A 26074-nucleotide genomic window follows, 5' to 3' on the forward strand; every position below is an offset into this window, starting at 1 on the left:
CTATTGTCAAGACGGGGGTCGAATTCGATGAAACTGTTCGTTCATGGCGTGCCGGACACGCCGCTGGTCTGGGACCCGCTGATCGACGCGCTCGATCTGGCCGAGGGTGATTATCTCGCCCCCGCCCTGCCCGGTTTCGGGTGCCCGCGACCTGCCGGGTTCAGCGCAACAAAAGACGCATACACCGACTGGCTGATCGGCCAGATGGAAGCCGCCGGAGGAAATGTCGATCTTGTCGGGCATGACTGGGGCGGACTGCTGGTCCTCCGCGCGGCATCCCTAAGGCCGGATCTCGTCCGCACCTGGTGCGCAGCCAATGCCGTCATCGACCCGGACTATCGTGGCCACACGATGGCCCGTCGCTGGGCCACACCGATCAAGGGCGAACTGGTCATGATGGGCATGCGCAACAAGCCACGTTTTCTCCGTGGCCTGATCGAAGCCGGCATGCCGCCCGGCCTGGGGGAAAAGGAAATTGGCCTGATCGACAAGACGATGCGTCAATGCATTCTCAGTCTCTACCGCTCGGCTGACGGGCTCAGGTTTTCCGGCGACTGGGTCGCGGACCTGGACCAGTTGCCGGAGCGCGGACAACTGTTCTGGGGAGAGACCGACCCCTTCGTGCCCTACACATTTGCCCAACGCTTCTCCGAGCGTCGCAATGTCCCGCTTCACATCGAAATGGGCGAAGGCCACTGGGCCTGCTACACGCGCGCCGCCGAGTTCGCAGCAGTACTGAAAGCCCATTGGGCCTGATCAGGCCGCTTCTTTCTTCGGGTTGCCAAGTTCCTGTTTCACGCGCTCCGCCAGTTGGCGAACCGTGAAGGGTTTCGGCAGGAAGGAAACCGCACGGTCATCATCCAGCTGCTTGGCAATGTCGCGCTCTGCATAGCCGGAAATGAAGATAACGCGGGCATGACCCAGCAATTCCTTCGCCTCGCGGATCAGCGTCGGCCCGTCCTTGCCCGGCATGACCACATCGGAGATGACCAGATCGAAACTCTCGGGATTGTCTTCGAGAATCTCCATGGCTTCCTCGCCATCACACGCTTCCTCGACCTCGTAGCCGCTCGACCGCAGAAGCGATGCGGCGATACCGCGGACGCCATCTTCGTCCTCGATCAGCAGGATCCGGCCGCGGCCGGAAATGTCGACGGGCTGACTGGCTGCTTTTTCGGATGGCAGGCTGTCGGCGGATTCCGGAATATCTTCTGCCTTCAGGGCAGGCAGGTAAATATGGAAGGTCGTCCCCTTCCCGACAGAGGACGTTGTGCAGATATATCCGCCCGACTGCTTGATGATGCCATACACGGTCGCGAGGCCGAGCCCGGTACCGACACCGGCTTCCTTCGTGGTGAAGAAGGGCTGGAAGATCTTGTCCATCACATCTTTCGACATGCCATGGCCGGTGTCTTCCACCTCGATCAGCATATAGTCGCCATCGCTGACGAAGTTGAAGCCCTTCTCATGTGCTTCAGCGCCAGTTGAACGCGCGGTGCGGATCGTCAGCTTGCCACCATTCTTGTGGCTGAGCATGGCATCGCGGGCATTGGTTGCCAAATTGAACAATGCGTTTTCGAGCTGGTTCTTGTCCGCTTTGACATATGGCACGTCGCGGCCATGCTTGACGTCCAGTTCGATCCGCTCGTCGAGAAGCTGGCGGAGCAGGATCGAGAATTCGGACATGAAATCCGTCACTGCGAACACTTCCCGCTTGAAGGTCTGCTGGCGCGCATAGGCCAGCAGCATCTTCACCAAATCCTTGGCGCGGATGGAGAATTCGTGGATCGACTTCAGATTGGGGTAGGACGGGTCGCCCAGCGGATGGTGGACCATCAGCTGCTCATTGTTCAGGATGATGCCCTGCAGCACATTGTTGAAGTCGTGCGCGACGCCGCCAGCAAGCTGGCCGATGGCCTGCATCTTCTCGCCATGCGCCAGGCGCATTTCCAACTGGCGCTGTTCGGTGATGTCCATGACATAGGCCACGGATGGCCGCCCGGCCCCGTCCAGCGCAACAAAGACATTGACGTGCTTGGGTTCCGGACCGGCCAGCTTCAGATTAACCGGCTTGTCGATCGCATCGACCAGCAAACTGCTCAGCGCATCATCGCCTTCGTCGGCCACGAACAGGTCGGAGAATTTGCCGCCCGGCGCCGCCTTGCCTTCGGTCATGTCCATCAGCGAACGATTGGCATCCATGATGATTGCGCTGTCTACGCTGCCACCTTCAAGGCGCACCGCACCGAAGGGCGCATCGTCGAACATGGGATCGCCGTCCGGGCGCGGCGGACGCGAGGCGGTGGAAATGCGAAAGCCTTCCTCGCCTGTGTTCATCACCTGCTGGCTGGCCAGGATGATCGTGCGGCCGGTCGCATCCGCGCCCTTGCCGGACCAGGTCGTGATGGCCTGAACCGGCCGCTCGACACCGTCGCGGCCTCGCAGCTGGATATCGACGCGGCCCGGTACGCCGGACTTGCGGTCCCGCGACAGCATTTTCACGAATTCCGGACGCATGATGTCGTCAATCCGGATGCTCTTCGCTGTCTCCGGCAGGCCGAGCATGTCGCGAAGCCAGCTATTGGCGTAGGTAATCGTGCCATCCGGACGGGCTGCAAAGAACCCCATCGGGGCGTCTTCGACATAAAGCGATTTCAGATCCGCAGCGCCAGTCGCTTCCCCGTCGCCTGCAATCGGCCGGATGCGCCAGAGCACCTTGTCCCGCGGCAATGGCGAAACGGAAATCTCGAACTGGGCAGGAACGCGCTCGGGCCCGATGGTGATCGGCGGCAGGATTTCGCGACGCGCATGGCCGACCTTGGCGTCCTTTGACAGGCGATAGACCGGCGCCGCGAGTCCGGGATTGGCGCCGAACAGACGATCCACCGTCACGGGGGCACCTTCGGCCTGCGAGCCGATCAGCGCGAGACCGGTCAGTTCGCGATACGCGGTGTTCGCCGCCATGGGCGCACCGCCCCGATCAGCGATCAGAACCGACTCATCCAGCGCCTCGATCCAGCCGAATCTGGGTGTGGCTGCCTGTGCCGCCCGGGCAATCGATCCGCGTTCCGGGAACAGGCCCAGCATGCGGCCGGCCCCGCGAACACTCCACAACAGGAAAACCAGCCCGCCTGACGCCATGGCAATCAGCAGGATCGGTCCCGGCGCACCGGACGCATTGGGCCAGGCAAGCGCAACACTGGCTGCAGCGATGGACACGAGAAGGCAGACCCAGAATGAAAGCTGCATGAAATCCACGCGGCCGCGTTCAGGAAAGGCGCCCATTTCGTTGGCGGCGTCCTGATCGTCAGCGGGAGCGGCCTTCGCCTGCACTTGAGAATCCATTGGTCGCTTTACACTCCTGTTGCCAGCCGCCAAGGTTGCGCCAGCACTCTACGCCTTTTCCGTCCAGCAACGCTGGCGACTCAGTCATACGGAATCCTAGTCTACCAAATGTGGCACGACAAAGGTTAATGAAAGCGAAAAAGACGTTAAGACAAACGTTGAAAATTGCAGAAATCACAGTGGAATCGGAGGTTTTCATGAGACGGACTTCAACAGCAATCGCAGCCCTTCTGCTGCTCGGCGCCTGCCAGAGCCAGCCCGATGATGCGCTGCCTCCGCCGGTCGCTGCCGTCCCGCCGCCGGCCCCTGCACAGATCGACCGCGCCGAACTCGTCGCCGAGGAATCTGCGCGCCTCAACGCCTGGTTTGAAGTCAAGTTTCAAGAAATGCTGGCCCGTAACCCGATGTACCAGACGTATCTGGGTGTGAAGACCGATTACGATAAATGGAACGACGTTTCCGATGAGGCCGCCATCGAGGAGATGGAAATCCAACGCGCCAATGTCGCGGAGATGCAGGCCGCCTTCGACTATGATCTGCTGGATGATCAGGCCAAGCTGTCCTGGCGCTTGGCAGAATACGAACTGGCAGAAGCCGAAGCTGCCTTTCCCTTTCGCCATCACGACTACGTCTTCGACCAGATGGGCGGCGTGCAGTCAGGCATCCCGGCCTTCCTGGTCAACCAGCACGGCGTGACCAGCCTGTCCGACGCCGAGGCCTATATTGCCCGTCTGGAAGGCATCAAGGGGTACTTGGCCGGCAACATCGAGAATGCGGAATATGCCGCCAGCCTCGGAATCCAGCCTCCGGCTTTCGCTTATCCCTACATCCTCAACGACTCCCAGAGCGTCATCACCGGCTATCCCTTCACCTCGGATGTCAGCGACGGCACCGAGGACAGCCCGCTGATGAAGGATTTCCGCGGCAAGGTGGCCGGCCTGGTCGAGTCCGGTGAAATTGATTCCGCCAAATCGGATGAATTGCTGGCGGCTGCCGCCGATGCCCTGACCGGATGGGTTGGGCCGGCCTATGAAAACCTGATCGCCGTGATGACAGCGCAAGCTGAAACGGCCACCACAGATGACGGCGCATGGAAATTGCCGGACGCGGAGGCCTATTATGCGATGCGCCTGAAGCGCATGACCACGACGGACAGAAGCGCCGCGGAAATCCATCAACTCGGACTGGACGAAGTGGCCCGCATTCATGGCGAAATGCGCGACATCATGACCAAAGTCGGCTTCGAAGGCACCCTGAAGGAATTCTTCGAATTCATGCGGACCGATCCGCAATTCTATCTGCCGAACACCGCCGAGGGACGCGAGGAATACCTCTCCGAGGCCCGGCGCCAGATCGAGCTGATGAAAGCTGATCTGCCCAGCGTCTTCAACACATTCCCGAAAGCCGACATGATCGTGAAGGCGGTCGAGCCGTTTCGCGAGAAATCCGCCGGCAAGGCCTTCTACTCGCGCCCTGCCCCCGATGGCAGCCGTCCGGGCACGTATTACGCCAACCTGTACCGGATGCAGGACATGCCGACCTATCAGTTGCAGGCCCTGGCCTTCCATGAAGGCATTCCCGGTCACCACATGCAGATCGCCATCGCGCAGGAACTGGAGGGCATTCCGAGCTTCCGCAAATATGGTGGCTACACCGCCTTCTCCGAAGGCTGGGGCCTGTATTCGGAATTCCTGCCCAAGGAGATGGGGTATTATTCCGACCCGTATGACGATTTCGGCCGGCTCGCCATGGAGATCTGGCGCGCAGCCCGTCTGGTCGTCGATACAGGCATCCATGACAAGAAATGGACGCGGGAAGAAGCCATCCAGTACTTGCTGGACAATACGCCCAACCCGGAGGGCGATGCGAAGAAGGCCATTGAGCGTTACATCGTGATGCCGGGTCAGGCCACCGCCTACAAGATCGGCATGCTCAAGATCCTGGAACTGCGGGAGATGGCGAAGACCGAGCTGGGCGATGCGTTCGATATCGCCGAATTCCATGACGTTGTGCTGAAGGATGGACCGGTTCCGCTGAGCATTCTGGAAGAGAATGTGAAAGCCTGGGTCGCCGAAAAGCAGGCAGCCTGACCATGCGTGTCCGCCGCCTCGCCCTCGCCGGCCTCGCATCTGTAGCGCTGGCAAGCGCGGCGGCGTGTACGTCCGTCATTGCCCCCATCCTGAAACCGGACGTCAGCACGGACGTCTCCGGCATGGAGGGGGGCGACTGGCAGCTCGATCCGGCGCATGCTGCGATCACTTTCAAGATCGATCATCTCGGCTATTCGACTTTCATCGGCCGTTTCGAGCGCTTCGACGTCCGCCTGAGCGGGCAGCCGGACTCTCCGGAAACCGCCCGGGTTGAAGGGCGGGTCGACATGACCTCTCTCGACATTGCGAATGACGCGTTTGCCGAAACCCTGATGGGACCGGACTGGTTCAATGCGGACCCGTTTCCGGAAGCCCGCTTCCAGTCGACCCGAATATTGCTGACCGGGCCGGTCACAGCCGATGTCGAAGGCCTTCTTACCCTGCGAGGCCGGACAGCGCCGATTGTGCTGGCGGTACGGTTCAACGGTTCTGGTCACGACCGTTTGCGGAATGCCGATGTGGCCGGCTTTTCCGCTACCGCCCGTCTGGATCGCACGGATTTCGGGATCGACCGGTTCAGCGGCCTACTGACGGATGACGTGGAGATCGAAATCGAGGCGGAACTGATAAAGACACCCGGCGTAACTTGATCTGAACGTTTGACCGTCCCTATCAGGGGACTGGACCAATTTGTCATCAGGAGATTTGGGGATGCTGGGTGAAATGTTGGCGGAGGTGTTCTCCGTATCGGGCCTGTTTACGCTGTTGATGCTGTTGATGCTTCAGGCAGTTCTGGGTTTCGACAATCTTCTCTATATTTCAATCGAATCCAAACGGGTTGGCGAGGCCAAGGCGCCGATGGTTCGTCAATGGGGGATCGGCCTGGCCGTCCTGTTCCGGATTGTCCTCCTCTTCATCATCGTTGCCCTGTTCGACGCACTGGCAGAGCCGCTCTTCGGATTCAACTTCAACGGCTTCTTTGAGGGCGAGTTCACCTTCCAGAGTCTGATCACGCTGGCGGGTGGAGCCTTCATCATCTACACGGCGATCAAGGAAATCTCCCACATGCTGACGGTTGAGCACATCGAACACAGCGAAGGCGGAAAAAAGAAATCGGTCATGCAGGCCATCACCCTGATTGTCTCGATGAACCTCGTCTTTTCCTTCGACTCCATTCTGTCAGCCATGGCCATTGCGAATGTCGAGGTCGCCCAGATTGTGAACGCGGCAGGTGAGACAATTGGCACGTTCAAGGGCACCATCACGGACTGCAAGGAAGCGCTGATCGCCCAGCCCATGGCAGATGCCGTCGCCTGCCGGCCCGGCAAGGACTATCAGGTCTGGCTGATGGCCATCGCCATTATCGTGTCCGGCATTGTGATGGCCCTGATGGCCAATACGGTTGCGGAATTCCTCAAGAAGAACCGGATGTACGAAGTCCTCGGCCTGTTCATCCTGTTTCTGGTTGGTGTCCTGCTGGTCACCGAGGGCGCGCATCTCGCCCATATGAAACTGTTCAGCTACACGATCGAGGCGATGTCGAAATCCTCCTTCTATCTCGTCATCTTCGTGCTGGTGGTGACCGACATCATTTCCGTGCGCTACCAGCGCCGTCTCTGGGCCCAGAAGGAAGCGGAGATCCGGGGTGGCGGGACCGAGGAAGCCTCGATCGCGGGCGCAGAATCCCAGATGCACTAAGTCCGGAGGCGGCCTGCTGCCTAGCGCAGCAGGGCCGTGCGCCGATTGATACGCAAGGCCATGCGTGTGCCCTTGCGGCCGATCTCGCCTTCCGCCACCACAGCCCCGTCGCGGCCCCCGGTCAGCAGCTCCACCGGCTGATCGGCCGGCAAGCCGAGCAACAGCGTCGATCCGGGTTTCAGATCCGCCAGGCGCGACAAGGGTACGCTGAGTGAGGCGACCCGCGCAGTCAGAACGGCTGTCATCGCCCCTGCTCCGGCAGCCGGTTCGGCAGCAACCGGGCGCGCAGGCTTGCGCACCGGCGCCGGGTCGCTCGACACGTCGAACAAATCATCTTCCGCGAGGATCAGTCGCGCAGGCAGTCTCGCTTCATCCACGCGCACATCGAGATCCAGGATCGAGGCCATGCCGGGCCCGGCCAGAGCGGCCGCGAACTCGGCGTCAGTCTCGATGCGCGAGAATTTGAGCGCAGGGGCAATCGCACTTCCCAACGGCCGGACCAGCCCCTCCAGCAACGCGGAATCCATGGGGGTCAGCGGCCGGCTGGAAGCCTCACCGGGCTTGCCGCCACATGCTGTCTCGATCAGGGCGTTGGCCAGCGGTCCGCTCAGCACCAGCATGGCGGCAATCTCGCCGCCTGGCGCGGAAAAGCAGGCAATGGCGGCGCCGCGACCGGCGCAATCCGTGGCGAGTCCCTGGTCAAAATCGCCGCGCGCGCTGGCCCGGGCAATGGCGGCGGCTTTCAGCCCGCACCCGTCTCGCAGCGCCAGACTCAGTCGGGAGGCGATTCTCCTCGCATCTTCGGAAAGCTCGGTCGGTGTCGCGGCAGGCTTGGCTGGCAGTTCAGCCACTGGCATGGCCGTGATCTGTTCGGGCTCCGGATCAGGTTCCGGCATGTCATCGAGATCCGGTCGCAAAAGCGCCTCGATCTCAGCGGCACTGAGCACCCCTCTTGCCGTCGGAATTGGCCGCTCGGGCGTGATCGGCTCGAATGTGGTCGGCATGTCGAGCATGATGTCAGCTTCACGCCGGGGCGACATGTCCCATCCGTCATCGGCAGCAAGAGGCAAATTGGTCTTCATGGATCGGTCGGCCGGTTCGCGTGTTCCCCGTTGTTTTGCGTCAGATACGGTTAACGACTGGTTAGGAATTTGCGCTTCGGTCACCTCGTTATCAGCCATGCTCAATCCCTGAACTCCGCCAGCGTTAAGATCGGCGCGGTTCGTGTTAAATATCACGTCTTCGCGTTAAGGCCTTGATTACCATGCTGTAAGACATCGTTTGGACCTCGGTGCCATCATGTCTTCAACGCATGAGGCTCCAAGCATAACCGCCGAAGCGTTGGGTAGATGGGCGAATGAAAACGGCGGTAATCCGGGAAAGGATTACCGCCGTTCTTTTTGCTCTATGGACAGGTCGACCTAGTCGTCGCGCAAGGTGCGTTCCTTGCGCTCGTGTCGCTCCTGCGCCTCAAGGCTCAGCGTTGCCGTCGGACGGGCTTCAAGCCGGCGCAGGCCAATCGGCTCACCCGTCACTTCGCAATATCCGTAGGACCCATCATCAATGCGGCGCAGGGCGGAATCGATCTTGGAAATCAGTTTGCGCTGGCGGTCGCGGGTCCGCAGCTCGAGGGCCTTGTCACTCTCCGCGGACGCGCGGTCAACAATGTCGGGCAAAGAGCCGGACTCGCCCTGGAGGTTGTTGATGGTCTGCTTGGCGCCGTCCAGAATGTCGGCTTTCCAGTTTTCCAGAAGCCGACGGAAGTAGGCGAGCTGACGCTCGTTCATGAACTCCTCGTCGTCCGAGGGGCGATAGTCGTCCGAAAGGTCAACACTCATCGCTTCTTCACCTTACTCTGTTTGGGGGCGGATATAGACCGCCTAGTGATTCTCTGCAATTCCCGAGGCTGTGTAATTTTCGTCAATGTTTTCAGACAATTGAGGCAAAATCATGTATTCCTCATGAGATTGTTACCCAATCGGGGGACCCGAAAACGACGAAACCGGTGCAATTTACAGGCCAGCCCTTGATCTTTCGCGCCACGATGCGCTGTATGGTTCCCTGTCCAAAACGCAACAGATGCACTGGTTTCAGCGTAGATGGCCCGACGCCGGAAAACTATGGATAAATCATCCGGTTGGATGCAGGCAGTGGTGTTCAACTCACTGCTGATCCTGATGCCTGTGATCGCGGCGCAAAGCCTGGCCATGGCCTTCTCCGGCGAGGGATTCTCCGATTCTCCGACGATCGAGGCAATCGACCAGACCCGCCGCAACATGGACGAGACCTTCGCCGCGATTGCACCAAGAAGCGGTGGCGACAAGTACAAGTTCTGGCACGACATAGTTGAACGTGAACTGACAGATATGGATGTGTCCGCCGCGCGGGGCTTCCTGCTTGCGGCGCCGCAAATGCTTGATCGCGAATCCGTTCGGGAACTGGAAGCTGATTCCAATGGCGTCAAACTTGATCGCGCCGATGACCGGCTGGCCGCCGCAGCCTTGCGAAAGCTGCCGCTCGACATCGGCCTGAAGTATGAACAGGCGCAGGCTTCAGCCGGCGCCAGCAGCCTCGCCAATCTCACACCGCCCGGCGCGGACCCGGTTGAGACCGCCTCTGAGGATGAGTCTCCTGCGGATCCGGCGGCGTCTTCCGACGCGGTCCCTTCCGCGACCGAAGTCACGGTCGCCGGCAACACGCGCTCTTCGGACCGCCGCTTCGTCCTGCTTGGGACATTCGCAGATCTCGCCAACAATTCCGAACGTTGGGTGGACGGTGACCGCATGGACCCTATCACACTCAAAATGACTGCCATCGGCCTGATCGGCACCGAGGCCGGCACAAAACTGGCGGACGGCAATGTACGGGCGGCCTCCATTCTCAAATCCGCCCGGCGGGCACGCCGGATGACACCAGAGTTCACCACCTATCTGAGAGAGCGCTTGAATGGCGCCCTGCCCGATGATGTTCTGAAGCCGGCCCTCGAAGAGGCCCTTGGGGAACTGGCGACCACAAGCGTGCGGGTTGACCGGGTACGGGCGGCCTATCTTGGCTCGATCAATGCCGAAGGACTTACCGAACTGGAGCGGGATCTCGCACAAATCGACCGGATCGGCCTGCTGACCAGCACACCGGCCGCGATTACCCTGATAGAGCATGTGAAGGACAGTTCGGACCTGCGGCGCGCCCGGCTTCTGGCCGAGGCTGGCGGCGACCGGGCTGTGGCCCTGGTGAAGCAGGACGGAGCGGGCGCACTGCGCATTGCCGACACCGGCATCAAGTGGACACAGCAATTGATGCTTCAGGTCATGGGGCTGACCGCATCCGGCCTGGCCCTTCTCTATGTGATGATTGCCACCTTCCGCCGGAATGTCCGATTGCCAAAGAAGGTTGAACCTTCAGGCATCTAATCGCCGCGGCGCTACAGGTTGAAGGCGCCGCGAATGCCGTCGATCAGCAACTGAACCGACAGTGCCGCCAGGATCACGCCGAGGATCCGCGTCAGGGCACCGGCCACGCTTGCGCCCATCATGCGCACCAGCGGACCGGCAATGAGAAAGATCACCAGGGTGAGGATCAGGTTCAGGCCGATGGCCGACAGGACGATCCCCTTTTCGATCCAGTCTGATTTGTCCGACATGTAGAACATGGCGGTGGCAATGGATCCGGGTCCGGCCACCATCGGAATGCCAAGCGGAAACACGGAAATGTCGTCCGGCTCGGGGTCGGCAGCGTGTGTGCCGAGATGCTCCTCAGCGCGGTTTTCACGCCGCTCGGTGCGCTTCTCGAACACCATGTCCAGGGCAATCATGAACAGGAGAATGCCGCCGGCGGCCCGGAAAGCGTCAATCGAGATGTGCATGGCGCCCAACAGCCAGGACCCGCCAAATGCGAAACCATAGATGATGATCGTGGCCACGAAGATGGACTTGATCGCCATGCGCCGGCGATAGGCTGCATCACCATTGGCCGTCAGCGTCGCGAATACGGGCGCCACACCCAATGCGTCGATCAAGACGAAGAAGGTGACAAAGGTGGCTGTGAAAAGGGAGATCAGGTCAGCGCTCATGGGCGCGCCCTAGTCCTTTTGCGCCGCGGCGTCGAGGATTTCCTGCACCAGCGGTGCCACGATCACGGTGTCGCTCATTGCGGCGAAACGGGACAGGTCTGCCCCGCCCGAGGCCAGCGACAACATCATGCGGTGACCGCGCAGCCTTTGCAGCAAGCCTTCATCGCCCCGATGCCCGTCAGCCATGGCCGTGCGACCATTGCCGAGATCGACCACAAGGCCCTCGCCCTTCCCCGCCTCCAGCAGCGCGATGGCGTCGTCCAGGGACACGGGCTTGGTGTGGGATACGGTATCTGCGCGCATGACGTTCGCCATCAGCCGGGCTCCTGCGGACTGGCCGCCATGAGTTTCCGGCACCGGCTGAGTGCCCGGTAGAGATTGGCTCCCGCGACGTCGGCGGAAATTTCGAGAACGGCGTCGCGGTCTTCCTGGGTGTCACAAGCTGCAAGGCATGCGGCGAGGGCTTCAGCCGTTTGTGCATAGGCGGGGCCATCGACCTCGCCCAGCAGATACATCTGCATGATCGCAAAATAGGCTCGCCCCGCATGGGTGGTGGCGTCTGTCGGACGGAGAATGTCCTTTTCCCGAAGCACGCGCGCACGGGTTTCGAGCAGGAGTACGCCGCGCCGATCGCCGTTCCGGACGACCGCGCCGTTCACCACGAATGTTTCGCCCGGTTTAAGGGACAGCTTCAATGGCATGGCGTTTGGTTCCACTCCTGCAGATTTCAACAAAATTTGCAGAAAGGCGTTAACGCTTGATTGCGATTCCGTAAGAGGGCGTGATTGGATTCAATCTATTGCAAGAGGATAAATGTGCCATGCGCCCGGTTCCCGAATGCGTAGGATCAACAGGCCTGCGATGGGTTCGGTCCGTCACGGTCCTCAGGGGAACGACCTAACCAAATCCAGCGCGGCGCTCATCTGAAGCTTGAGGCACTGCGGCGGTACGCATGGCTGGCTTCCTTTTACCACAAGGGCCGACGCAGCAGAAACAGAATCGATGCTGCAGTGCGGTGCCCCTTTCCCCACGTCAGCGCTTGCCCCTGACTTTCGCGACACTATTGTTGCGTCAGACCCAGATGAGGAAGAGTTCATGCGTTTCGAAGGCACCAAGGATTACGTCGCGACCGAGGATTTGAAAGTGGCCGTGAACGCCGCTATCGCACTGGAGCGCCCCCTGCTGATCAAGGGCGAACCCGGAACCGGAAAGACCGTCCTCGCCATCGAAGTGGCCAAGGCACTCGGCGCGGAACTCATCGAATGGCATATCAAGTCCACCACGAAGGCAAGCCAGGGCCTGTATGAATATGACGCGGTATCCCGCCTGCGCGATGGACAGATGGGCGAAGAGCGCGCCAAGGACGTGGCGAACTACATCAAGAAGGGCAAGCTGTGGGAAGCGTTCACCGCCGAGAAGCGCCCCATCCTGCTGATCGACGAGATCGACAAGGCCGACATCGAATTCCCGAACGACCTTCTTCAGGAACTCGACCGCATGGAATTCTATGTCTACGAGACCGATGAGACCGTGAAAGCCAAACAGCGCCCGATCGTGATCATCACGTCGAACAATGAAAAGGAGTTGCCGGACGCCTTCCTGCGCCGCTGCTTCTTCCACTTCATCAAATTCCCCGACGAAGAGACGATGCAGGAAATCGTGGATGTGCACTTCCCGGACATCAAGAAGAAGCTGGTGAAGGACGCGCTGACCACCTTCTACGCCATGCGCGAACTGCCCGGTGTGAAGAAGAAGCCATCCACGTCTGAGCTACTCGACTGGCTGAAGCTCCTGATGAATGAGGACATCGACCTCGAGACCCTCAAGGAACAGGATCCGGACCGCCTGACCCCGCCCCTGCACGGTGCACTCCTGAAAAACGAGCAGGACGTCGCCCTGTTCGAACGCCTCGCCTTCCTCGCCCGCCGCGGCGACGGCAATGGCGGCGGCCGCAGAGGCCCGGCGGGCTGATCTGATTACTCGCTGGAGGGCCAACCACCCGGCGGAGCCGATGCGCTCGCCACTTCACGGTAAGGCGTCCAGCGACCTTCGTGCTTCTTCAGGATCATGAGATAGGTATTCGGAATGCGTTGCGGTGAGTCCGCACCGTCTGGCTGGTATGAAACAATTGTCGTGCCATATTCGTATGCCCACTCTTCATCGATCACGACAATCTCCTTCGGGGTAATATCGAGACTGTAGCCGGGCGGAAGCGGTCCGGCCGCAAACTCGTACATTTTCAGGTGTTCCGGTCCGCCCGGGAGCGTCTGTTCGAACTCCGGATTACTGAGCGCCGCGAGTGCACCAAAATCCTGCGCGGCAATGGCGACGACGAAATCTTCCCGCAACTGATCGATCTGCTCAGTCTCTGCGGCAGTATCGATCGCAGGATCATAAGGCTCGCTTTGCCCGCATGCGGCCACGACCGTGAGCGCTATAGCCATCACGCCGCCAATACTTCCGGCTTTCCGATACATGTCTTTTCTCCTCCCTGCTATCTAAGGCGTATTCCACCGCGCTGGCGAGGTGTGGCCGAATGTCCTAATCCGCCTGCACATCGATCTCGCCCAGCGGCTGCGCCTTGGGCCGCTTGTTCACGTCTTCGCGGCTTTTCAGGAAGTCGGCCATCTTGGTCTTGTCCTGGCGTTCGTCGAACCATGTTTTCCAGGCCAGCGTCATCCAGGCGGCGTGGAACATGAGTCCGCAGACAATTGAAACCAGACCCGGGATCGGGCCGATATGCGCGCGCCGGACAAACTCGCCCAGCGTCAGGACGTCCGTGGGGTGGATCGCGATCTTCGCAAAATAGGCTGCCCCCTGGATGGCGAAAATCCAGCCATAATTGCGCCGCAGGCGCCGGCCGATCGCCCGCGCCATGGAAATTCGATACTGGGGCTTTTCATAGTCATCCGACAAGGCCGTGCCGCGATCCAGCGGGATGCGGGCGCCCTTCCCGCGCAGCATGGGCACGTAGAAGGCGATCTCCAGCACGCGCGCCCGGAAGCGCCAGACATAGAAGAATCGATACCGCCGGGCTTCCAGCATCAGAAACATGATGCACAGCGCACCTACCAGCACGATGGGAAAGGGAGATGCGCGATCGCTGGCAAAGGATACTGACAGGCCGATCCCTGTCGAAATCACGGCCCAGTTTGTCGTCTGGTCCAGACGCTGGCGCCAGATGGTCGAGCGATAGACTTCCGCGCGATACAAGTGCGCCAGCGCGCCGACTTCCTTGCTGCCGACAATGGCTTCCGGCGGATCGCCGTCCGGGTCTTCACTGAATTCAATATCGCTCATGCAGACATTGTAGAGCGCGAGTCTCTCCCGCGCCAAGGGGCAATGCGCGGGCCCCTACCCGGCATCATTCGCCGGTTCCCGGCTATCGGTGCCACGGGTCTGCAGCGGAATGGGCACGGCCTCGTCCCGGAAGGACAGCGTCGATTGGGGAAAGGGAATGGTGATCCCGGCGGCATCAAGCGCATCCTTGACCGCAAACGCCACCTCATCATACGTCTCGCGCTGGTCCGCTGGCCGGCTGCCGGACCACCAGAGCAGTTTGAAGTCTATGGATGATCCCCCAAAGGATACGCACTGGACATCCTTCGTTTCAGATTGTTTCACCGTGTTGCAGGAATTCAGCGCTTCCTGGAGAACAGATTTCGCCTGGCGCATGTCGGTGTCATAATCGACCCCCACGACCAGCTCCTGCCGTTTCAGTCCGCGATCCGTTTCGATGTTCACCGGATTCTTGAACAGGTAGGAGTTTGGCACGATCACCAGTTCCCCATCGGTCTCGCGCACATGGGTTTCCCGGATGAGGATGTTTTCGACGCGGCCATAAACGTCCTCACATTCGATCACGTCGCCGATGCGCAGTTTTTCCCGGCCAAGAATGATGACGCCGGCCAGGAAGTTCTCGAACACATCCTTGAATGCAAAACCGATGGCAACGGATGTAAGGCCCAGACCTGCAATGATGTCGGAGGGAGACACGGACGGGAAAATGACGGTCATCGCGATCGCAATGCCGACAATCCACGCGGCTATCGAAATCAGGTTTCGTGCAAGTGTGACCAGCGCATCGCGGACATGGGCACGATGCATCGCTGCCGAGACGATGGCTCGAACGACCCGGCCCGCGATCAGCGCACCAATCACGACGACCAGTGCGATGGACAGGTTCGGCAGACTTTTGAAAAAGGCCGTCGCCATGCTTTCGATTTCGGATTCGAGATCCGCTATGGGTGTGAATTCCATGGCAATTCAACGCGAAACCAGTCCGAGGGTTCCGATCAGGGACAATAGCCCCGTTCAAGGATGGGGGCGTAACCATCCAGAGCCGACCGGACATGGCGCGTATCTTCGGCATCTGCCTCGGCGAGTATGCGTGCGGCAAGCGGTTCGGCATCCCCTGTGATCCGGCTGCGCCAGAGGGCGTGGCGCAGCGAGTCTGGTTCTGCGGTCAGCGCAACAGCGCGATCAAACCCGGCAAGGTCGCAGGCTTCCATGGCCAGCTCGGCCAGCACATGACCGAAATCCGCCTGTTCGAAGGACCGGTCGAGCCCTGTGGCCGTCTGCGGCGGCCCGGCCAGATCGAACATTGCATCGATGACCCGTTGGCGGGTCCCTGTGTCGCGCGCGAGGCGGGCCCCTTCAGCCATGATTTCCGGGCGGCCGATATTGAAGGGCGGACGTCCGGAGCGGGCGTCGGAAAGGAAGCGGTCCCAATCCCCGGATGCTATGGCCAGCCGCGCTTTCTGGCGGGCATAGGGTGTCTCCTCAAGCGGCGCGGGCGGCGCAGCCTTGAGGCGCTGGCGCCACGTGTAAACAAGGTCTGCGTCCCCACTCAGGGCGACGGTTTCCAGAAACGGCTCCACCAAACGGTCCCGCTTTTCGGTCGGCAGGATCGAGGCCGCATTCCAGATTGCCTCGAGCACGCAATCGCCGGAATTGCTGGTGCCGCAAGTCAGTGGAGCCCGCGCATCCACCGGACCGGACACCAGTCCGGCCAAGCCCAGGAAAATGCTGATCCCAATACCCTTCATGGGGCGCTTCTAATCAAGCCGACCTGAACCGGGCATGAGTGCGCTGGTCAGGAAGCCACCACCCGCAGTCGCGAGAAGTGCTGGTCCCATCCCTTGTCATGACTGGTCAGCATGTCGAGCACATCGCCTGTGAAGTCCTCGAAACCTGAATGCACCAGCGTCAGACGTGTACCCCCGAACACAGGTTCCAGCGTCCAGTCGACAATGGTTTCGTGACCATCGAGAAACGCATGGGTAAATGTGTAGCGCAGCCTGTGGGGTGGTTCGGACAAGAGCACCCTGCCCCAAATCAGTTTCGGGTCCGGTTTGTCGGGATTCTCCCTCAGCAAGGCATACTCGGTGTCTGCAGAGAGGGGCTGATCTGCCTCATGAAACCAACGGGCAAGTTTGTCCGGTTCGACCAGATAGGTCCACACGCGTTCCGGCGCGGCGTTGATGAAAATAGTCTTGGTAAGTGTCGCATCAATCATCAGATCCCTCCACGGCGCGTTTCAGTCTGGTGAGCTTGTCGTCCCAGAACATGTCAAAGATGGTCAGCCAGTGCGCAACAGGTTCCAGACCATCCGGATTGAGTCGGTTGATGGTTTCACGCCCCTGCCGTTCGACCTGAATGAGATTTGCCGATTCCAGCAGCGCAAGGTGCTTCGAGACAGCCGGGCGAGTCATCTCGAACTGGCTGGCGATTTCGGACACGCGCAGATCACCCTGCACCAGCATGGTCATGATCTGCCGGCGGGTAGGATCTGCAATGGCGCGAAAGACATCCGTCTCAGTCATCTGAAATGAAACCTTCTGGTTTCCATTTAATAGGAAACCAAAAGGTATCCTGTCAACCCTCGCTTCGCTTTTCCCAGCGTCATCTTGGACACGTGCCCTTCGCGACGCTATCTTCCCGTGAAACGCCAGAAGAGAGACACTCCATGTTCCTGAACTTCTTCAATGAGCTGCGCGAAGCCAAGGTCCCCGTGACGCTGAAGGAATACCTTCTGTTGATGGAAGCCATGGACAAGCAGGTCATCGATATGGAGGTCGAGGACTTCTATTACCTGGCCCGCGCCGCGCTGGTGAAGGATGAGCGCAACATCGACAAGTTCGACAAGGTGTTCGGGCATGTCTTCAAGGGTCTGGACAGTTTGGCGGATGCGGTCGACGTGCAGGACCTGCCCGAGGAGTGGCTGCGCAAGATGTCCGAGAAATTCCTGACCAAGGAAGAGATGGACGAGATCGAGGCCATGGGCGGGTTCGAGAAGCTCATGGAGACGCTGAAAGAGCGGCTTGAGGAACAGAAGAAACGCCATGAAGGCGGCAACAAGTGGATCGGCACGGGTGGCACCTCGCCCTTCGGGGCCAATGGCTACAATCCCGAAGGCGTCCGGATCGGCCAGGAGAAGTCCCGTCACCGCCGCGCCGTAAAGGTATGGGACAAGCGTGAGTTCAAGAATTACGACGACTCGGTCGAACTGGGCACACGCAACATCAAGGTGGCGATGAAGCGTCTGCGCAAATGGGCGCGTACCGGCGCCGATGACGAACTGGACCTGGATCAGACCATCCGCAACACGGCGCGCAAGGGGTATCTCGACATCGAGATGCGCCCGGAAAAGCGCAACACGGTTTCGGTGCTGCTGCTGCTGGATGTCGGCGGGTCAATGGACCCCTATGTCCGCGTGATGGAAGAATTGTTCTCCGCCGCCCGGTCCGAGATCAAGAATCTCGAATACTACTATTTCCACAATTGTCCCTATGAAGGCCTGTGGAAGGACAACCGCCGCCGGATGAACAATCGCATTCCCACCTGGGATGTGTTGAACAAATTCCCGTCCGACTACAAGGTCATCATTGTCGGCGACGCGACGATGAGTCCGTATGAGATCACCTATGCCGGCGGATCGGTTGAACACTGGAACGAGGAAGCTGGCGGCATCTGGATCCAGCGCTTCGTGGAACGCTATCCGAACCTCGTGTGGCTGAACCCGGTCAAGGAAGGTGCGTGGGAGTATACCGGCTCCATCAAGCTGATCCGGGAGCTGATCGGTGGGCACCGCATGTTCGAGATGACGCTGCAGGGCCTGGATGAAGCCATGAAAGAACTCAGCCGCTAAGGGAGTTTCCGATGCCGAGAATTTCCGCGAACGGAATCGAGATCGAATACGCGGAAACCGGATCACCCACGGATCCCCTGATGCTGCTTGTCTCAGGCTTTTCCGGACAGATGACCCGCTGGCCGGACGCGTTCGTGCATGGGCTGGCCGATGCAGGCCGCCGCGTCGTCGTATTCGACAATCGCGACATCGGCCTCAGCACGGAACTGACAGACAGCGTCCCGCCGTCTCCGCAGGACATCGTCAAGGGCATCGCTTCCGGCGAGCCTGTACATGAACGGGTTCCATACCTGCTGGATGACATGGCCGCCGATGCAGCAGCGCTGATTGAGGCGCTGGGAGCAGACACAGCAGATGTGCTCGGCGTATCCATGGGCGGCATGATCGTTCAGCTGCTCGCTCTGAACCACCCGGAACGGGTGCGCGCCCTGATCCCGGTGATGACCACATCCGGTGACCCCGCCCTGCCCCCGTCAGACCCGGTCGCCATCGAGGCGCTGACCAATGTGCCCCCGGAACGTACGCCCGAAGCCATCGCCGAACAGGCGGTAAAATCCGCTGCCGCTTACGGTTCTCATCCCGACATCCGCAATTCCGATGATGATATCCGGGCCTTGTCGAAGGCCGCCCTTGCCCGGTCCGACCGGCCGATGGGCGTTGCCCGCCAGTACGCCGCCATCCTGGCGCAGCCTCGCTGGCATGAGCGCCTGGCCGATGTGACCCATCCGACGCTGGTGCTCCACGGAGACGTCGATACGTTGATCAAGCCTGCCGCGGGCGAAGACATTGCCCGCCGCATTCCGCATGCAGAGTTCCAGCTGATCGAGAAGTGGGGCCACGACATGCCGAACGCGATGGTTCCGGTGCTTCTGAACCGGATCGTGCCCTTCCTTGGCCGGGCAGCACCGTCCGGCCCGGCGTGACAAATGTCAGGAGGCCCAGAAATGAGCAGCGTGCATGTCAACCAGAACGGCGCTGTACAGATTATAACGATTGACCGGCCGAAGGCCCGCAACGCTGTTGACGCGCCGACGGCGCAAGCGTTGTATGATGCCTTCAAGGCATTTGACGCCGATGACAGCGCTCATGTAGCCGTACTGACCGGCGCAGACGGAAACTTCTGTGCAGGCGCGGATCTCAAGGCCGTTGCAAGCGGGAATGGAAACCGGGTCGAAGCCGACGGAGATTTCGGACCGATGGGGCCGACCCGTCTGGAACTCACCAAACCGGTGATCGCTGCCGTGGATGGATATGCTGTAGCCGGAGGGATAGAGCTCGCGGCATGGTGCGATCTGCGCGTGGTTTCGCCCTCTGCCCGTTTTGGTGTTTTCTGTCGCCGGTTCGGCGTGCCCCTGATTGATGGCGGCACCATCCGCCTGCCCCGCCTGATCGGCGCATCCCGAGCCATGGACATGATCCTGACCGGCCGCGAAGTCGGCGCCAGGGAGGCACTGGCGATCGGCCTGGCCAATTACGCGACGGATGAAGAAACCGCGCTCGCCAAGGCCGTGAGTGTGGCGGAGCACATTGCGGATTTCCCGCAACTCTGCATGCGCACAGACCGCATGTCAGCGCTGCGCCAGTGGACCCTGGATTTGCCTGAAGCCCTCAGGATCGAAACGCTGGGCGGTCTGGATGTTCTGCGCGCCGGCAGTGCGGTGGACGGCGCGACCCGGTTTGCGTCTGGAGAGGGGCGCGGCGGAAAATTTGACTGACCGCGGCCTACCAGCCGCCGCCGCCGCCGCCACCGCCACCGCCACCTGAGAATCCCCCACCGCCTCCGCCGGAAGAACTGGAGCTCTGCGGCAGGGAACTGCTGACACCGGTATTCATGCTGGACATGATCGCATCGTTCATGCCGCCCACATTCCCGAAGGACCGGCTGCCGAAATGGCCCCAGGCCGGCGAGTAGCCTGCCGCTTCTGACGGCAAGGCCTTTTCAAAATACTTCGTCCACGGCTTTTCCACATCCAGCGCAATGGCGTAGGGCAGGAACTTCTCGTACCGCTCAAGGCTCATGGGAGGTGGAGCCTCGCTGCCCACCTCGACCGCGTTCAATTGGAGCTTTTCGGCTGTCTCGAGATACAGTCTGAACCCTTCTATTTCAGTACGCACTTCCTGCCCTTTGGGGGTGGGTGCAGGCATCAGGTACATGAACAGGCCGTTGAGCCCGGCCAGAGCCAGAATGATGCCGATATGCCACCAGGACCAGTTGATCGTCTGGGAAATGGCTAGGGCAATACCAGCGATGGTAAGAACCACAGCCACAAGCGTATAGCCCAGATTCCAGCGGAAATAGGGCTTGCCGTATTTCCGATACAGCGCCTTGCGGAACAATTGGTAGGCGGTGGTGAAAGTGGCATCGTACTTTCCGCCGAGTGTCTTTGTGTCCTTGTACTTGAACAGATCGCCGTCCAGCAGTTTCTCGTCAGCTGTCAGGCTTGCCGCAGCGCCCGTCTTTCGGGTCAGGATTGTTGACTTCTTCTCGGACGCATCAATGTCCAGCGCCCCTTTCGTGCCCATGCTGATCAGGGTGGAAATCAGTGCGCCATGGCCGCGCAACCCCCGGAAGAAAATATGGTGCACAGCCGCCGGCGACAGACCTTTTGGGGGTTCGTACCGGGCGAAGACCGGCCCCTTGGGCGGGTCTTCGCCCACCTTCCGGAAGCTGCGCACCAGATAGGTGAGAACACCCAGAAAGGAGGCGATCAACACGCCAAGCGATCCATAGCGGAACCACCAGAGTGTGCTCTTGTCCGACAGGGATGGAGGCTCGATCACGCCCTTTTCCAGACTGACCGATACGGTCATGCCCTCGCGGGATTTGAAGGGCCGGGTTGCTTCGAACACATGCGCTCCCCCGCTCTGGCGATAGGCATAGTCGTGCCCCGTGTCTCCGAACCCGCCGGTATAGGCATCGTATGACACAATGCGCGCATCGTCCGGCAGGGTGATGCGCGCAGCTGCCTGGTCGATGGGAAAGAGCCAGTAATTGCCGGTAACGTTCCAGTAGAGCTCGTCATGCGTGTCGAAATACCGGATCTGGTTCTTCACCTCATATTCGATCTCGTATGTGTGCGCGCCATGAGGCAGGAAAACGTCCGCATCCCCGATGCGGATGCGGAAGGCATTGCCGTCCTGCTCAACCGCATAGGGCTCGCGCCGTCCGTCACGGGTCACGCGTTTCACCTGGTACTGATAGGGCAGCTTGTCGCCGTCGCGGCCGTTATCATCGGCATAATAGCGCGGCAGGTCGCGGAAAATTCCCCGGCGAATCCTGACACCTTCGGAGGTGACCTGGATTGTTTCCGACACACGGATATCGCCATCCCGCTCGACCTTGATCGCCACGTCGAAGCTGTCGATCTTCTCTTCGGCACGGCCGCCCGCAGCGATCAGGCCCGCAACCAGCAAAAGGGTCAGGATACGGAAGATCACGATGCGCCCCCAAGGTCGACTTCCGGCAAGGCTCGGCTCGCCATGTCGACTTCGAAATAGGCCCGCTCGCGAAATCCGAATGCCCCGGCCAGCAGATTGGCGGGAAAGCTCTGCACGCTCGTGTTCAGCTCCCTCACCGCGCCATTGTAGAAGCGGCGCGCCATTTCGATCTTGCCTTCGGTTTCGGAGAGTTCCTTCTGCAGTTCCAGGAAGTTGCCGCTCGCCTTCATGTCGGGATAGTCTTCTGCCACCGCCATCAGACGCGCCACCGGCCGCGACAGTGCGCTCTCGGCTGCGCTCCGGCTGGCAAGGTCGTCCCCGGCCGCCAGCGCCCTGGCCCGTTTCTCGGTCACATCCTCGAACAATTCGCGTTCATGGGCGGCATAGGCCTTCACCGTGTTCACCAGTTGTGGGATCAGATCTGCCCGGCGCTTGAGCTGGACGTCTATGTCGGACCAGCCATTGTTCGCCATCTGGGACCGGCTGACGAGCCGGTTGTAGATCAGCACGCCAAAAACGATCAGGATGGCCACGAGGCCAATCAGGAAATAGGTCAGCACAGTCGAGGTCCCTCCCGGTAGACCTCCTATCCTTATCCGCCCTTCCGGGCCCTGTTAAGGCTGTAACCTGCCCCAGCGTGCCCGCCAGTCATCGCGTGTCATTTCCCAGACGAGCGACCGGCGGTGTGTGCCGTCCGGACGGACACTTTCGATCTCGCCCCTGCGCGCAAAGCCCATGCCGTCAAGCATGCGCTGTGTCGGCACATTCGACAGGCTGGCGGTCTCACACAGCAGATCCAGGTCCAGCGCCTCGAACATCCAGTCGAAACTGGCCACGGCGCCGCGGGTTCCCTGTCCTTTCGCGTGCTGCGACGGATGCAACGCCCCTCCCAGCTCGCCGGCGGCCCATTGCGGCCAGACCTGTACATCACTGTAGCCCATGATCCGGCCATCCTGATCCTCGCGCACAAAGAGGAGACCCGTGCCCGCGCGGCGTTCCGCCAGGTGCTGGTCGATGAAGGCTTCGACGCTGGCCAATGTCAAAGGCCGCGGAAGGGTATAGATCGGCGCGTGAACGGCCGGGTCCGACAATAGCGCGAACAGGCCGCTGGCGTCGTCCGGCCGGGCGAGGCGCGATGCATCATCGTCCGCGCCGAGCCGCTCGGCCCGTCGCACATGGCCACGTATGCGCTCTGCCCGGTCCGGTGGAACGTCCTGCCGCGTGAGGGGAATGCCATCAGCCATAAAGGTGATTGGGACACAGGCAGGCGCTGCCCGCAAGCTGTCACCCGGCGGCACATGTCCGGGTGGCGGCAATACGCGCATTGACCGGGACGGCGGCTGAGGCCAGATGCGCGCATGACGGAAACCGCCCCCGATATGCCCCGGCACGGCAGCAATGCCTTCATGTTCGTGATCATCACGGTCGCGATCGACATGCTTGCCTTCGGTCTGATCATTCCGGTCATTCCGACGCTTGTGCAGGAGTTGGGGCACATCACACCGGAACAGGCCACGCTGTACATTGGCGGACTGGGCGCAACATATGCAGTGATGAACTTCCTATTCGGCCCGGTACTTGGATCGCTGTCGGACCGGTTCGGACGGCGTCCTGTCCTGCTTGCATCGATCGCGACGCTGGGGCTGGACTTCCTCATCATGGGGTTTGCCGGATCGATCTGGCTGTTGTTCCTCGGGCGGGCCCTGTCGGGCATTTCCGGCGCGACCTATTCGACCGCCAACGCCTACATCGCCGATGTGACCGAGCCGGAAACACGCGGCAAGGCCTTTGGCATGGTCGGCGCGGCCTTCGGTTTCGGTTTTGTCTTGGGCCCCGTGCTGGGCGGGTTCCTGGGAGATTTCGACGCGCGCGCCCCCTTCTTCGCGGCGGCCGTGCTGGCACTGCTCAACTTCGTCTATGGCATCTTTGTGCTGCCGGAATCGCTGGCCCCGGAGGATCGTCGCCCGTTCGACCTGCGCAGGGCCAATCCTTTCGGCGCGGCAAAGCACTTCTCCAAATTGCCGCAAGTGTCCTGGTTCCTGGCTGCGGCAGGCATCTTCTTCCTGGCACATACCGTGTTCCCGGCGACCTGGTCGGTACATGGCGAGATCCGGTATGACTGGACGCCGAAGGATATCGGCCTTTCGCTGGGCCTTGTCGGCGTCGGCGCCGCCGTGGTGCAGGCCGGGTTGATGGGGATGGCCCTGGACCGGTTCGGCACGCTGCGCACGGCGGCCTATGGCATCATCATCAATGCCATCGCGCTGTTCCTGTATGCTTTCGCGGATGCCGGGTGGATGGTGTTCTTGATCATCCCGTTCGGCGCTCTTGGCGGCGTGGCCAGCCCTGCCATGAACTCGCTGATGTCGTCGGTCACCCCGCGCAATGCGCAAGGCGAGTTGCAGGGCGCCTCGGCCAGCCTCAATTCCTTCGCGATGATTTTCGGCCCGCTTCTGATGTCTGGCGCACTGTATTACTTCACGGAGCAAGCCTCTCCGGTCCACTTCCCGGGCGCGGCCTTCCTGCTCGCCGCCGTGCTGACGGCACTGGCCATCGTGCCCTTCCTGCGGGGCGTGCAGGCCAACAAGGCGGCACTGCCGGCCGCAGAATGAAGCCGGCCCGGGCGGTCCCGAACCAGCTTCAATCCAGGTCTGCCTCGGGCAGTCTAGCCTTTCGGCTTCATCAGCAGGCCGGCCAGTACGCCGACAATGCCACCCCCGACACCGCCTTCAAGCAGCGAATTGACAATGTTCATCAAGGATGTGGCGCTGGCGGCAGGATCGCCCAGAACCTGAATGCTCGCTGCATCCAGTCCGAAATGGGCCCCGATGCCGCCGACGATCCCTCCGAGCAGGCCGCCTGTCCCGCCACCGCCGCCAAGCCGTGACACCAGCGGACCGATCACGAGTCCTCCGATCGCGCTCAGAATGAGCGGAAGAATACTTTCCATATTTTGCCCTCCCTTAGGCGTTTCGGGGGGCTCTTTCGGCCCCTCCATAACCGAGACAATCCGGTTTCGGCGGGCAGGTCCAGAACATTTACCATCGGGGAAGGTGTTGCGCTCGACCGGAACGACGGGCAAACAGCGCCGGAATGACTGACTTGCGCCCTGCCCTGTTCCTGGATCGAGACGGTGTGATCAACGTCGACAAAGGCTATGTCAGCCGTGTTGAGGATTTCGAGTGGATCGACGGCGCCGCAGAGACCATCGCAGCCTTCAATTCACGCGGGTGGTATGTCTTCATCGTCACCAATCAGTCCGGCATCGCCCGCAACTACTACAGCGAAGCCGATATGCACACTTTGCATGAGTGGATGCAATCCGAACTGAAGACTCGCGGCGCACACATAGATCGAATTTACCATTGCCCCTTCCATGATGAGGGAGAAAACCCCGCTTATCGAAAGGCAAGCTTTGACCGGAAGCCGAGCCCTGGAATGCTTTTGCAGGCAATGTCGGACTTTCCGGTAAAGCGTGAGCAGAGCTTTCTGATCGGCGACAAGGAAACCGACATCTCAGCCGCCCAAGCGGCCGGTATCGCCGGATTCCTTTTCCGTGGCGGGAATCTCGCGGAATTCGCCGAATGGACTCTTGCCAGCTTTGAAGATGGCAATCGCGGTTAGGCAGTCGGCGCCTTGCCGCCAGGAATTCGCAGTACCTGTCCGGGATAGATCAGGTCCGGGTCTTTCAGCATCGGCTTGTTTGCCTCGAAGATGTCGGGATATTTCATTGCATTGCCCAGATAGGTTCGTGCAATGGCAGACAAGGTATCACCTTTCTGCACCGTATGGAAAACTGAGGCTTCACCGGCCTTCTCGACTTCAACGCCGCTCACATCCACTTCCGCAACACCCTCAACATTGCCGGAGGTCAGGACGATCTTCTCCAGCGTCTCCTGATCTGGCACCTTACCCTCAAGCTTGACAGTCTCACCTTCCACTACGGCCCGATAGTCTCCGCCAAGGCCCATATCGCGGGCTTCCTTCGCAATCACTTCAGCTTTGAGTGCCTGCTCGTTGGCCTGCTCGTCATCGCCATCAAACACGTCCTTGATCGCATCGAAATTGCGCTTCTGCATGTCGATGTATTTCTGGCCGGCACTTTTGAGAAATTTGAACATATCCTTCGTCGTCCCCTCTTCTGGAATGTTCTGAAGAGCGTACCGGGTTTTGCCCCAGGGGAAAGACCGAACAACAGTTCCCGTCAAACGCGGCAGAGAGACCTGCGTACTGCCGCACCGTAACCCCTAGCGTTCAGATGAAGCTGTCACTAGTGTGCGCCGC

At 60.6% G+C, this 26074-nt stretch carries 28 protein-coding genes; 11 read left to right on the top strand and 17 right to left on the bottom strand.

Features of this window, described 5'->3' with window-relative positions; genetic code table 11:
• The first annotated feature begins 27 nt into the window (after positions 1 to 27).
• On the top strand, positions 28 to 756 hold the full coding sequence (locus tag HF955_RS01970; protein ID WP_291077407.1) for an alpha/beta hydrolase: 729 nt from the start codon (positions 28 to 30) through the stop codon (positions 754 to 756).
• On the opposite strand, the gene HF955_RS01975 is transcribed toward HF955_RS01970, so the two are convergent.
• On the bottom strand, positions 757 to 3345 hold the full coding sequence (locus HF955_RS01975; protein ID WP_291077409.1) for a response regulator: 2589 nt from the start codon (positions 3343 to 3345) through the stop codon (positions 757 to 759). It abuts the gene before it with no gap.
• A gap of 197 nt (positions 3346 to 3542) precedes the next feature.
• Between HF955_RS01975 and HF955_RS01980 the strand changes: the two genes are divergently transcribed.
• The 3 genes from HF955_RS01980 (at position 3543) to HF955_RS01990 (ending at position 7133) form a co-directional block, all read left to right on the top strand.
• Positions 3543 to 5435, top strand: a complete 1893-nt coding sequence (locus tag HF955_RS01980; protein WP_291077411.1) for a DUF885 family protein — start codon at positions 3543 to 3545, stop codon at positions 5433 to 5435.
• A 2-nt stretch (positions 5436 to 5437) separates the two neighbouring features.
• Complete coding sequence (locus tag HF955_RS01985) at positions 5438 to 6085, top strand: YceI family protein (protein WP_291077412.1); 648 nt, start codon at positions 5438 to 5440, stop codon at positions 6083 to 6085.
• 61 nt (positions 6086 to 6146) lie between these two features.
• Positions 6147 to 7133, top strand: coding sequence for a tellurium resistance protein TerC (locus HF955_RS01990; RefSeq protein ID WP_291077414.1), 987 nt, complete (start codon positions 6147 to 6149; stop codon positions 7131 to 7133).
• A 20-nt stretch (positions 7134 to 7153) separates the two neighbouring features.
• On the opposite strand, the gene HF955_RS01995 is transcribed toward HF955_RS01990, so the two are convergent.
• Together HF955_RS01995 and dksA are read right to left on the bottom strand one after the other, a co-directional pair.
• A complete protein-coding gene (locus HF955_RS01995) occupies positions 7154 to 8215 on the bottom strand; it encodes a FliM/FliN family flagellar motor switch protein (RefSeq protein WP_291077416.1) in 1062 nt (353 codons plus the stop codon).
• A gap of 339 nt (positions 8216 to 8554) precedes the next feature.
• Positions 8555 to 8971, bottom strand: a complete 417-nt coding sequence (dksA, locus tag HF955_RS02000; RefSeq protein WP_027837297.1) for an RNA polymerase-binding protein DksA — start codon at positions 8969 to 8971, stop codon at positions 8555 to 8557.
• 282 nt (positions 8972 to 9253) lie between these two features.
• Between dksA and HF955_RS02005 the strand changes: the two genes are divergently transcribed.
• Positions 9254 to 10543: a hypothetical protein gene (locus HF955_RS02005; protein ID WP_291077419.1), complete on the top strand. Its 1290-nt coding sequence runs from the start codon at positions 9254 to 9256 to the stop codon at positions 10541 to 10543.
• Between the two features lie 11 nt (positions 10544 to 10554).
• Here HF955_RS02005 and HF955_RS02010 read toward each other — a convergent pair whose 3' ends face one another.
• Genes HF955_RS02010 through HF955_RS02020 form a run of 3 tightly spaced genes read right to left on the bottom strand, consistent with a single transcriptional unit; the run spans position 10555 to position 11903 of the window.
• Positions 10555 to 11202, bottom strand: coding sequence for a MarC family protein (locus HF955_RS02010; protein ID WP_027837295.1), 648 nt, complete (start codon positions 11200 to 11202; stop codon positions 10555 to 10557).
• 9 nt (positions 11203 to 11211) lie between these two features.
• On the bottom strand, positions 11212 to 11517 hold the full coding sequence (locus HF955_RS02015) for a hypothetical protein (protein WP_291077422.1): 306 nt from the start codon (positions 11515 to 11517) through the stop codon (positions 11212 to 11214).
• Positions 11517 to 11903 carry a flagellar biosynthesis repressor FlbT gene (locus tag HF955_RS02020; RefSeq protein WP_291077424.1) on the bottom strand — a complete coding sequence of 129 codons (387 nt, stop codon included), beginning with the start codon at positions 11901 to 11903 and terminating at the stop codon, positions 11517 to 11519. Before HF955_RS02020 ends, HF955_RS02015 begins: the two co-directional genes overlap by 1 nt.
• Positions 11904 to 12297: 394 nt before the next feature.
• On the opposite strand from HF955_RS02020, the gene HF955_RS02025 reads away from it, so the two are divergent.
• Positions 12298 to 13173: a MoxR family ATPase gene (locus tag HF955_RS02025; RefSeq protein ID WP_027837292.1), complete on the top strand. Its 876-nt coding sequence runs from the start codon at positions 12298 to 12300 to the stop codon at positions 13171 to 13173.
• Between the two features lie 5 nt (positions 13174 to 13178).
• Here the strand turns inward: HF955_RS02025 and HF955_RS02030 are convergent, their stop codons facing one another.
• The 6 genes from HF955_RS02030 to HF955_RS02055 all read right to left on the bottom strand — a co-directional run bounded on the left by HF955_RS02030 (position 13179) and on the right by HF955_RS02055 (position 17027).
• Positions 13179 to 13679 (bottom strand): nuclear transport factor 2 family protein, encoded by a 501-nt coding sequence (locus HF955_RS02030; protein WP_291077427.1) that lies wholly within the window; start codon positions 13677 to 13679, stop codon positions 13179 to 13181.
• Between the two features lie 64 nt (positions 13680 to 13743).
• Positions 13744 to 14502, bottom strand: coding sequence for a DUF2270 domain-containing protein (locus tag HF955_RS02035; protein WP_291077428.1), 759 nt, complete (start codon positions 14500 to 14502; stop codon positions 13744 to 13746).
• A gap of 54 nt (positions 14503 to 14556) precedes the next feature.
• Positions 14557 to 15462: a mechanosensitive ion channel family protein gene (locus HF955_RS02040; RefSeq protein WP_291077430.1), complete on the bottom strand. Its 906-nt coding sequence runs from the start codon at positions 15460 to 15462 to the stop codon at positions 14557 to 14559.
• Between the two features lie 35 nt (positions 15463 to 15497).
• Complete coding sequence (locus HF955_RS02045; RefSeq protein WP_291077432.1) at positions 15498 to 16250, bottom strand: hypothetical protein; 753 nt, start codon at positions 16248 to 16250, stop codon at positions 15498 to 15500.
• 47 nt (positions 16251 to 16297) lie between these two features.
• A complete protein-coding gene (locus tag HF955_RS02050) occupies positions 16298 to 16720 on the bottom strand; it encodes an SRPBCC domain-containing protein (protein WP_291077434.1) in 423 nt (140 codons plus the stop codon).
• A complete protein-coding gene (locus HF955_RS02055; protein ID WP_291077436.1) occupies positions 16713 to 17027 on the bottom strand; it encodes a helix-turn-helix transcriptional regulator in 315 nt (104 codons plus the stop codon). Before HF955_RS02055 ends, HF955_RS02050 begins: the two co-directional genes overlap by 8 nt.
• 143 nt (positions 17028 to 17170) lie before the next feature.
• Here HF955_RS02055 and HF955_RS02060 point away from each other — a divergent pair, with 143 nt between their 5' ends.
• From HF955_RS02060 to HF955_RS02070, 3 genes are read left to right on the top strand one after another with little or no spacing between them, the layout of a single operon-like run.
• A complete protein-coding gene (locus HF955_RS02060) occupies positions 17171 to 18352 on the top strand; it encodes a VWA domain-containing protein (protein ID WP_027837286.1) in 1182 nt (393 codons plus the stop codon).
• 11 nt (positions 18353 to 18363) lie between these two features.
• Positions 18364 to 19275, top strand: coding sequence for an alpha/beta hydrolase (locus HF955_RS02065; protein WP_291077438.1), 912 nt, complete (start codon positions 18364 to 18366; stop codon positions 19273 to 19275).
• 21 nt (positions 19276 to 19296) lie between these two features.
• On the top strand, positions 19297 to 20067 hold the full coding sequence (locus HF955_RS02070) for a crotonase/enoyl-CoA hydratase family protein (protein ID WP_291077440.1): 771 nt from the start codon (positions 19297 to 19299) through the stop codon (positions 20065 to 20067).
• Between the two features lie 7 nt (positions 20068 to 20074).
• Here HF955_RS02070 and HF955_RS02075 read toward each other — a convergent pair whose 3' ends face one another.
• From HF955_RS02075 to HF955_RS02085, 3 genes are read right to left on the bottom strand one after another with little or no spacing between them, the layout of a single operon-like run.
• Entirely contained in the window at positions 20075 to 21790 is a 1716-nt protein-coding gene (locus HF955_RS02075) for a DUF2207 domain-containing protein (RefSeq protein WP_291077442.1), read from the bottom strand.
• Positions 21787 to 22350 carry a LemA family protein gene (locus tag HF955_RS02080; RefSeq protein WP_027837282.1) on the bottom strand — a complete coding sequence of 188 codons (564 nt, stop codon included), beginning with the start codon at positions 22348 to 22350 and terminating at the stop codon, positions 21787 to 21789. Before HF955_RS02080 ends, HF955_RS02075 begins: the two co-directional genes overlap by 4 nt.
• A 54-nt stretch (positions 22351 to 22404) precedes the next feature.
• Positions 22405 to 23034, bottom strand: coding sequence for a GNAT family N-acetyltransferase (locus HF955_RS02085; RefSeq protein ID WP_291077444.1), 630 nt, complete (start codon positions 23032 to 23034; stop codon positions 22405 to 22407).
• 114 nt (positions 23035 to 23148) lie between these two features.
• Between HF955_RS02085 and HF955_RS02090 the strand changes: the two genes are divergently transcribed.
• Positions 23149 to 24402, top strand: a complete 1254-nt coding sequence (locus tag HF955_RS02090; protein ID WP_291077446.1) for a TCR/Tet family MFS transporter — start codon at positions 23149 to 23151, stop codon at positions 24400 to 24402.
• Positions 24403 to 24455: 53 nt separating this feature from the next.
• On the opposite strand, the gene HF955_RS02095 is transcribed toward HF955_RS02090, so the two are convergent.
• Complete coding sequence (locus HF955_RS02095; protein WP_027837279.1) at positions 24456 to 24740, bottom strand: hypothetical protein; 285 nt, start codon at positions 24738 to 24740, stop codon at positions 24456 to 24458.
• A gap of 143 nt (positions 24741 to 24883) precedes the next feature.
• Between HF955_RS02095 and HF955_RS02100 the strand changes: the two genes are divergently transcribed.
• Positions 24884 to 25414: an HAD family hydrolase gene (locus HF955_RS02100; protein ID WP_291077449.1), complete on the top strand. Its 531-nt coding sequence runs from the start codon at positions 24884 to 24886 to the stop codon at positions 25412 to 25414.
• Here HF955_RS02100 and lysM read toward each other — a convergent pair.
• Positions 25411 to 25911 carry a peptidoglycan-binding protein LysM gene (lysM, locus tag HF955_RS02105; protein ID WP_291077450.1) on the bottom strand — a complete coding sequence of 167 codons (501 nt, stop codon included), beginning with the start codon at positions 25909 to 25911 and terminating at the stop codon, positions 25411 to 25413. The genes HF955_RS02100 and lysM overlap by 4 nt on opposite strands.
• Positions 25912 to 26074: the final 163 nt, after the last annotated feature.

The sequence above is a fragment of the Hyphomonas sp. genome (genome assembly GCF_017792385.1).
In the GTDB taxonomy this organism is placed as follows: Bacteria; Pseudomonadota; Alphaproteobacteria; order Caulobacterales; family Hyphomonadaceae; genus Hyphomonas.

Coding starts and splice junctions, on each gene's coding strand:
- HF955_RS02015 (WP_291077422.1), bottom strand. CDS start 11,517: ATGGCGAACGTCATGCGCGCAGATACCGTATCCCACACCAAGCCCGTG.
- HF955_RS02060 (WP_027837286.1), top strand. CDS start 17,171: ATGTTCCTGAACTTCTTCAATGAGCTGCGCGAAGCCAAGGTCCCCGTG.
- HF955_RS02040 (WP_291077430.1), bottom strand. CDS start 15,462: ATGGAATTCACACCCATAGCGGATCTCGAATCCGAAATCGAAAGCATG.
- HF955_RS01985 (WP_291077412.1), top strand. CDS start 5,438: ATGCGTGTCCGCCGCCTCGCCCTCGCCGGCCTCGCATCTGTAGCGCTG.
- HF955_RS02065 (WP_291077438.1), top strand. CDS start 18,364: ATGCCGAGAATTTCCGCGAACGGAATCGAGATCGAATACGCGGAAACC.
- HF955_RS02095 (WP_027837279.1), bottom strand. CDS start 24,740: ATGGAAAGTATTCTTCCGCTCATTCTGAGCGCGATCGGAGGACTCGTG.
- HF955_RS02055 (WP_291077436.1), bottom strand. CDS start 17,027: ATGACTGAGACGGATGTCTTTCGCGCCATTGCAGATCCTACCCGCCGG.
- HF955_RS02005 (WP_291077419.1), top strand. CDS start 9,254: ATGGATAAATCATCCGGTTGGATGCAGGCAGTGGTGTTCAACTCACTG.
- HF955_RS01995 (WP_291077416.1), bottom strand. CDS start 8,215: ATGAAGACCAATTTGCCTCTTGCTGCCGATGACGGATGGGACATGTCG.
- lysM (WP_291077450.1), bottom strand. CDS start 25,911: ATGTTCAAATTTCTCAAAAGTGCCGGCCAGAAATACATCGACATGCAG.
- HF955_RS02030 (WP_291077427.1), bottom strand. CDS start 13,679: ATGTATCGGAAAGCCGGAAGTATTGGCGGCGTGATGGCTATAGCGCTC.
- HF955_RS02050 (WP_291077434.1), bottom strand. CDS start 16,720: ATGATTGATGCGACACTTACCAAGACTATTTTCATCAACGCCGCGCCG.
- HF955_RS02025 (WP_027837292.1), top strand. CDS start 12,298: ATGCGTTTCGAAGGCACCAAGGATTACGTCGCGACCGAGGATTTGAAA.
- dksA (WP_027837297.1), bottom strand. CDS start 8,971: ATGAGTGTTGACCTTTCGGACGACTATCGCCCCTCGGACGACGAGGAG.
- HF955_RS02090 (WP_291077446.1), top strand. CDS start 23,149: ATGACGGAAACCGCCCCCGATATGCCCCGGCACGGCAGCAATGCCTTC.
- HF955_RS02020 (WP_291077424.1), bottom strand. CDS start 11,903: ATGCCATTGAAGCTGTCCCTTAAACCGGGCGAAACATTCGTGGTGAAC.
- HF955_RS02010 (WP_027837295.1), bottom strand. CDS start 11,202: ATGAGCGCTGACCTGATCTCCCTTTTCACAGCCACCTTTGTCACCTTC.
- HF955_RS01990 (WP_291077414.1), top strand. CDS start 6,147: ATGCTGGGTGAAATGTTGGCGGAGGTGTTCTCCGTATCGGGCCTGTTT.
- HF955_RS02035 (WP_291077428.1), bottom strand. CDS start 14,502: ATGAGCGATATTGAATTCAGTGAAGACCCGGACGGCGATCCGCCGGAA.
- HF955_RS02100 (WP_291077449.1), top strand. CDS start 24,884: ATGACTGACTTGCGCCCTGCCCTGTTCCTGGATCGAGACGGTGTGATC.
- HF955_RS01975 (WP_291077409.1), bottom strand. CDS start 3,345: ATGGATTCTCAAGTGCAGGCGAAGGCCGCTCCCGCTGACGATCAGGAC.
- HF955_RS02070 (WP_291077440.1), top strand. CDS start 19,297: ATGAGCAGCGTGCATGTCAACCAGAACGGCGCTGTACAGATTATAACG.
- HF955_RS02045 (WP_291077432.1), bottom strand. CDS start 16,250: ATGAAGGGTATTGGGATCAGCATTTTCCTGGGCTTGGCCGGACTGGTG.
- HF955_RS02085 (WP_291077444.1), bottom strand. CDS start 23,034: ATGGCTGATGGCATTCCCCTCACGCGGCAGGACGTTCCACCGGACCGG.
- HF955_RS01980 (WP_291077411.1), top strand. CDS start 3,543: ATGAGACGGACTTCAACAGCAATCGCAGCCCTTCTGCTGCTCGGCGCC.
- HF955_RS01970 (WP_291077407.1), top strand. CDS start 28: ATGAAACTGTTCGTTCATGGCGTGCCGGACACGCCGCTGGTCTGGGAC.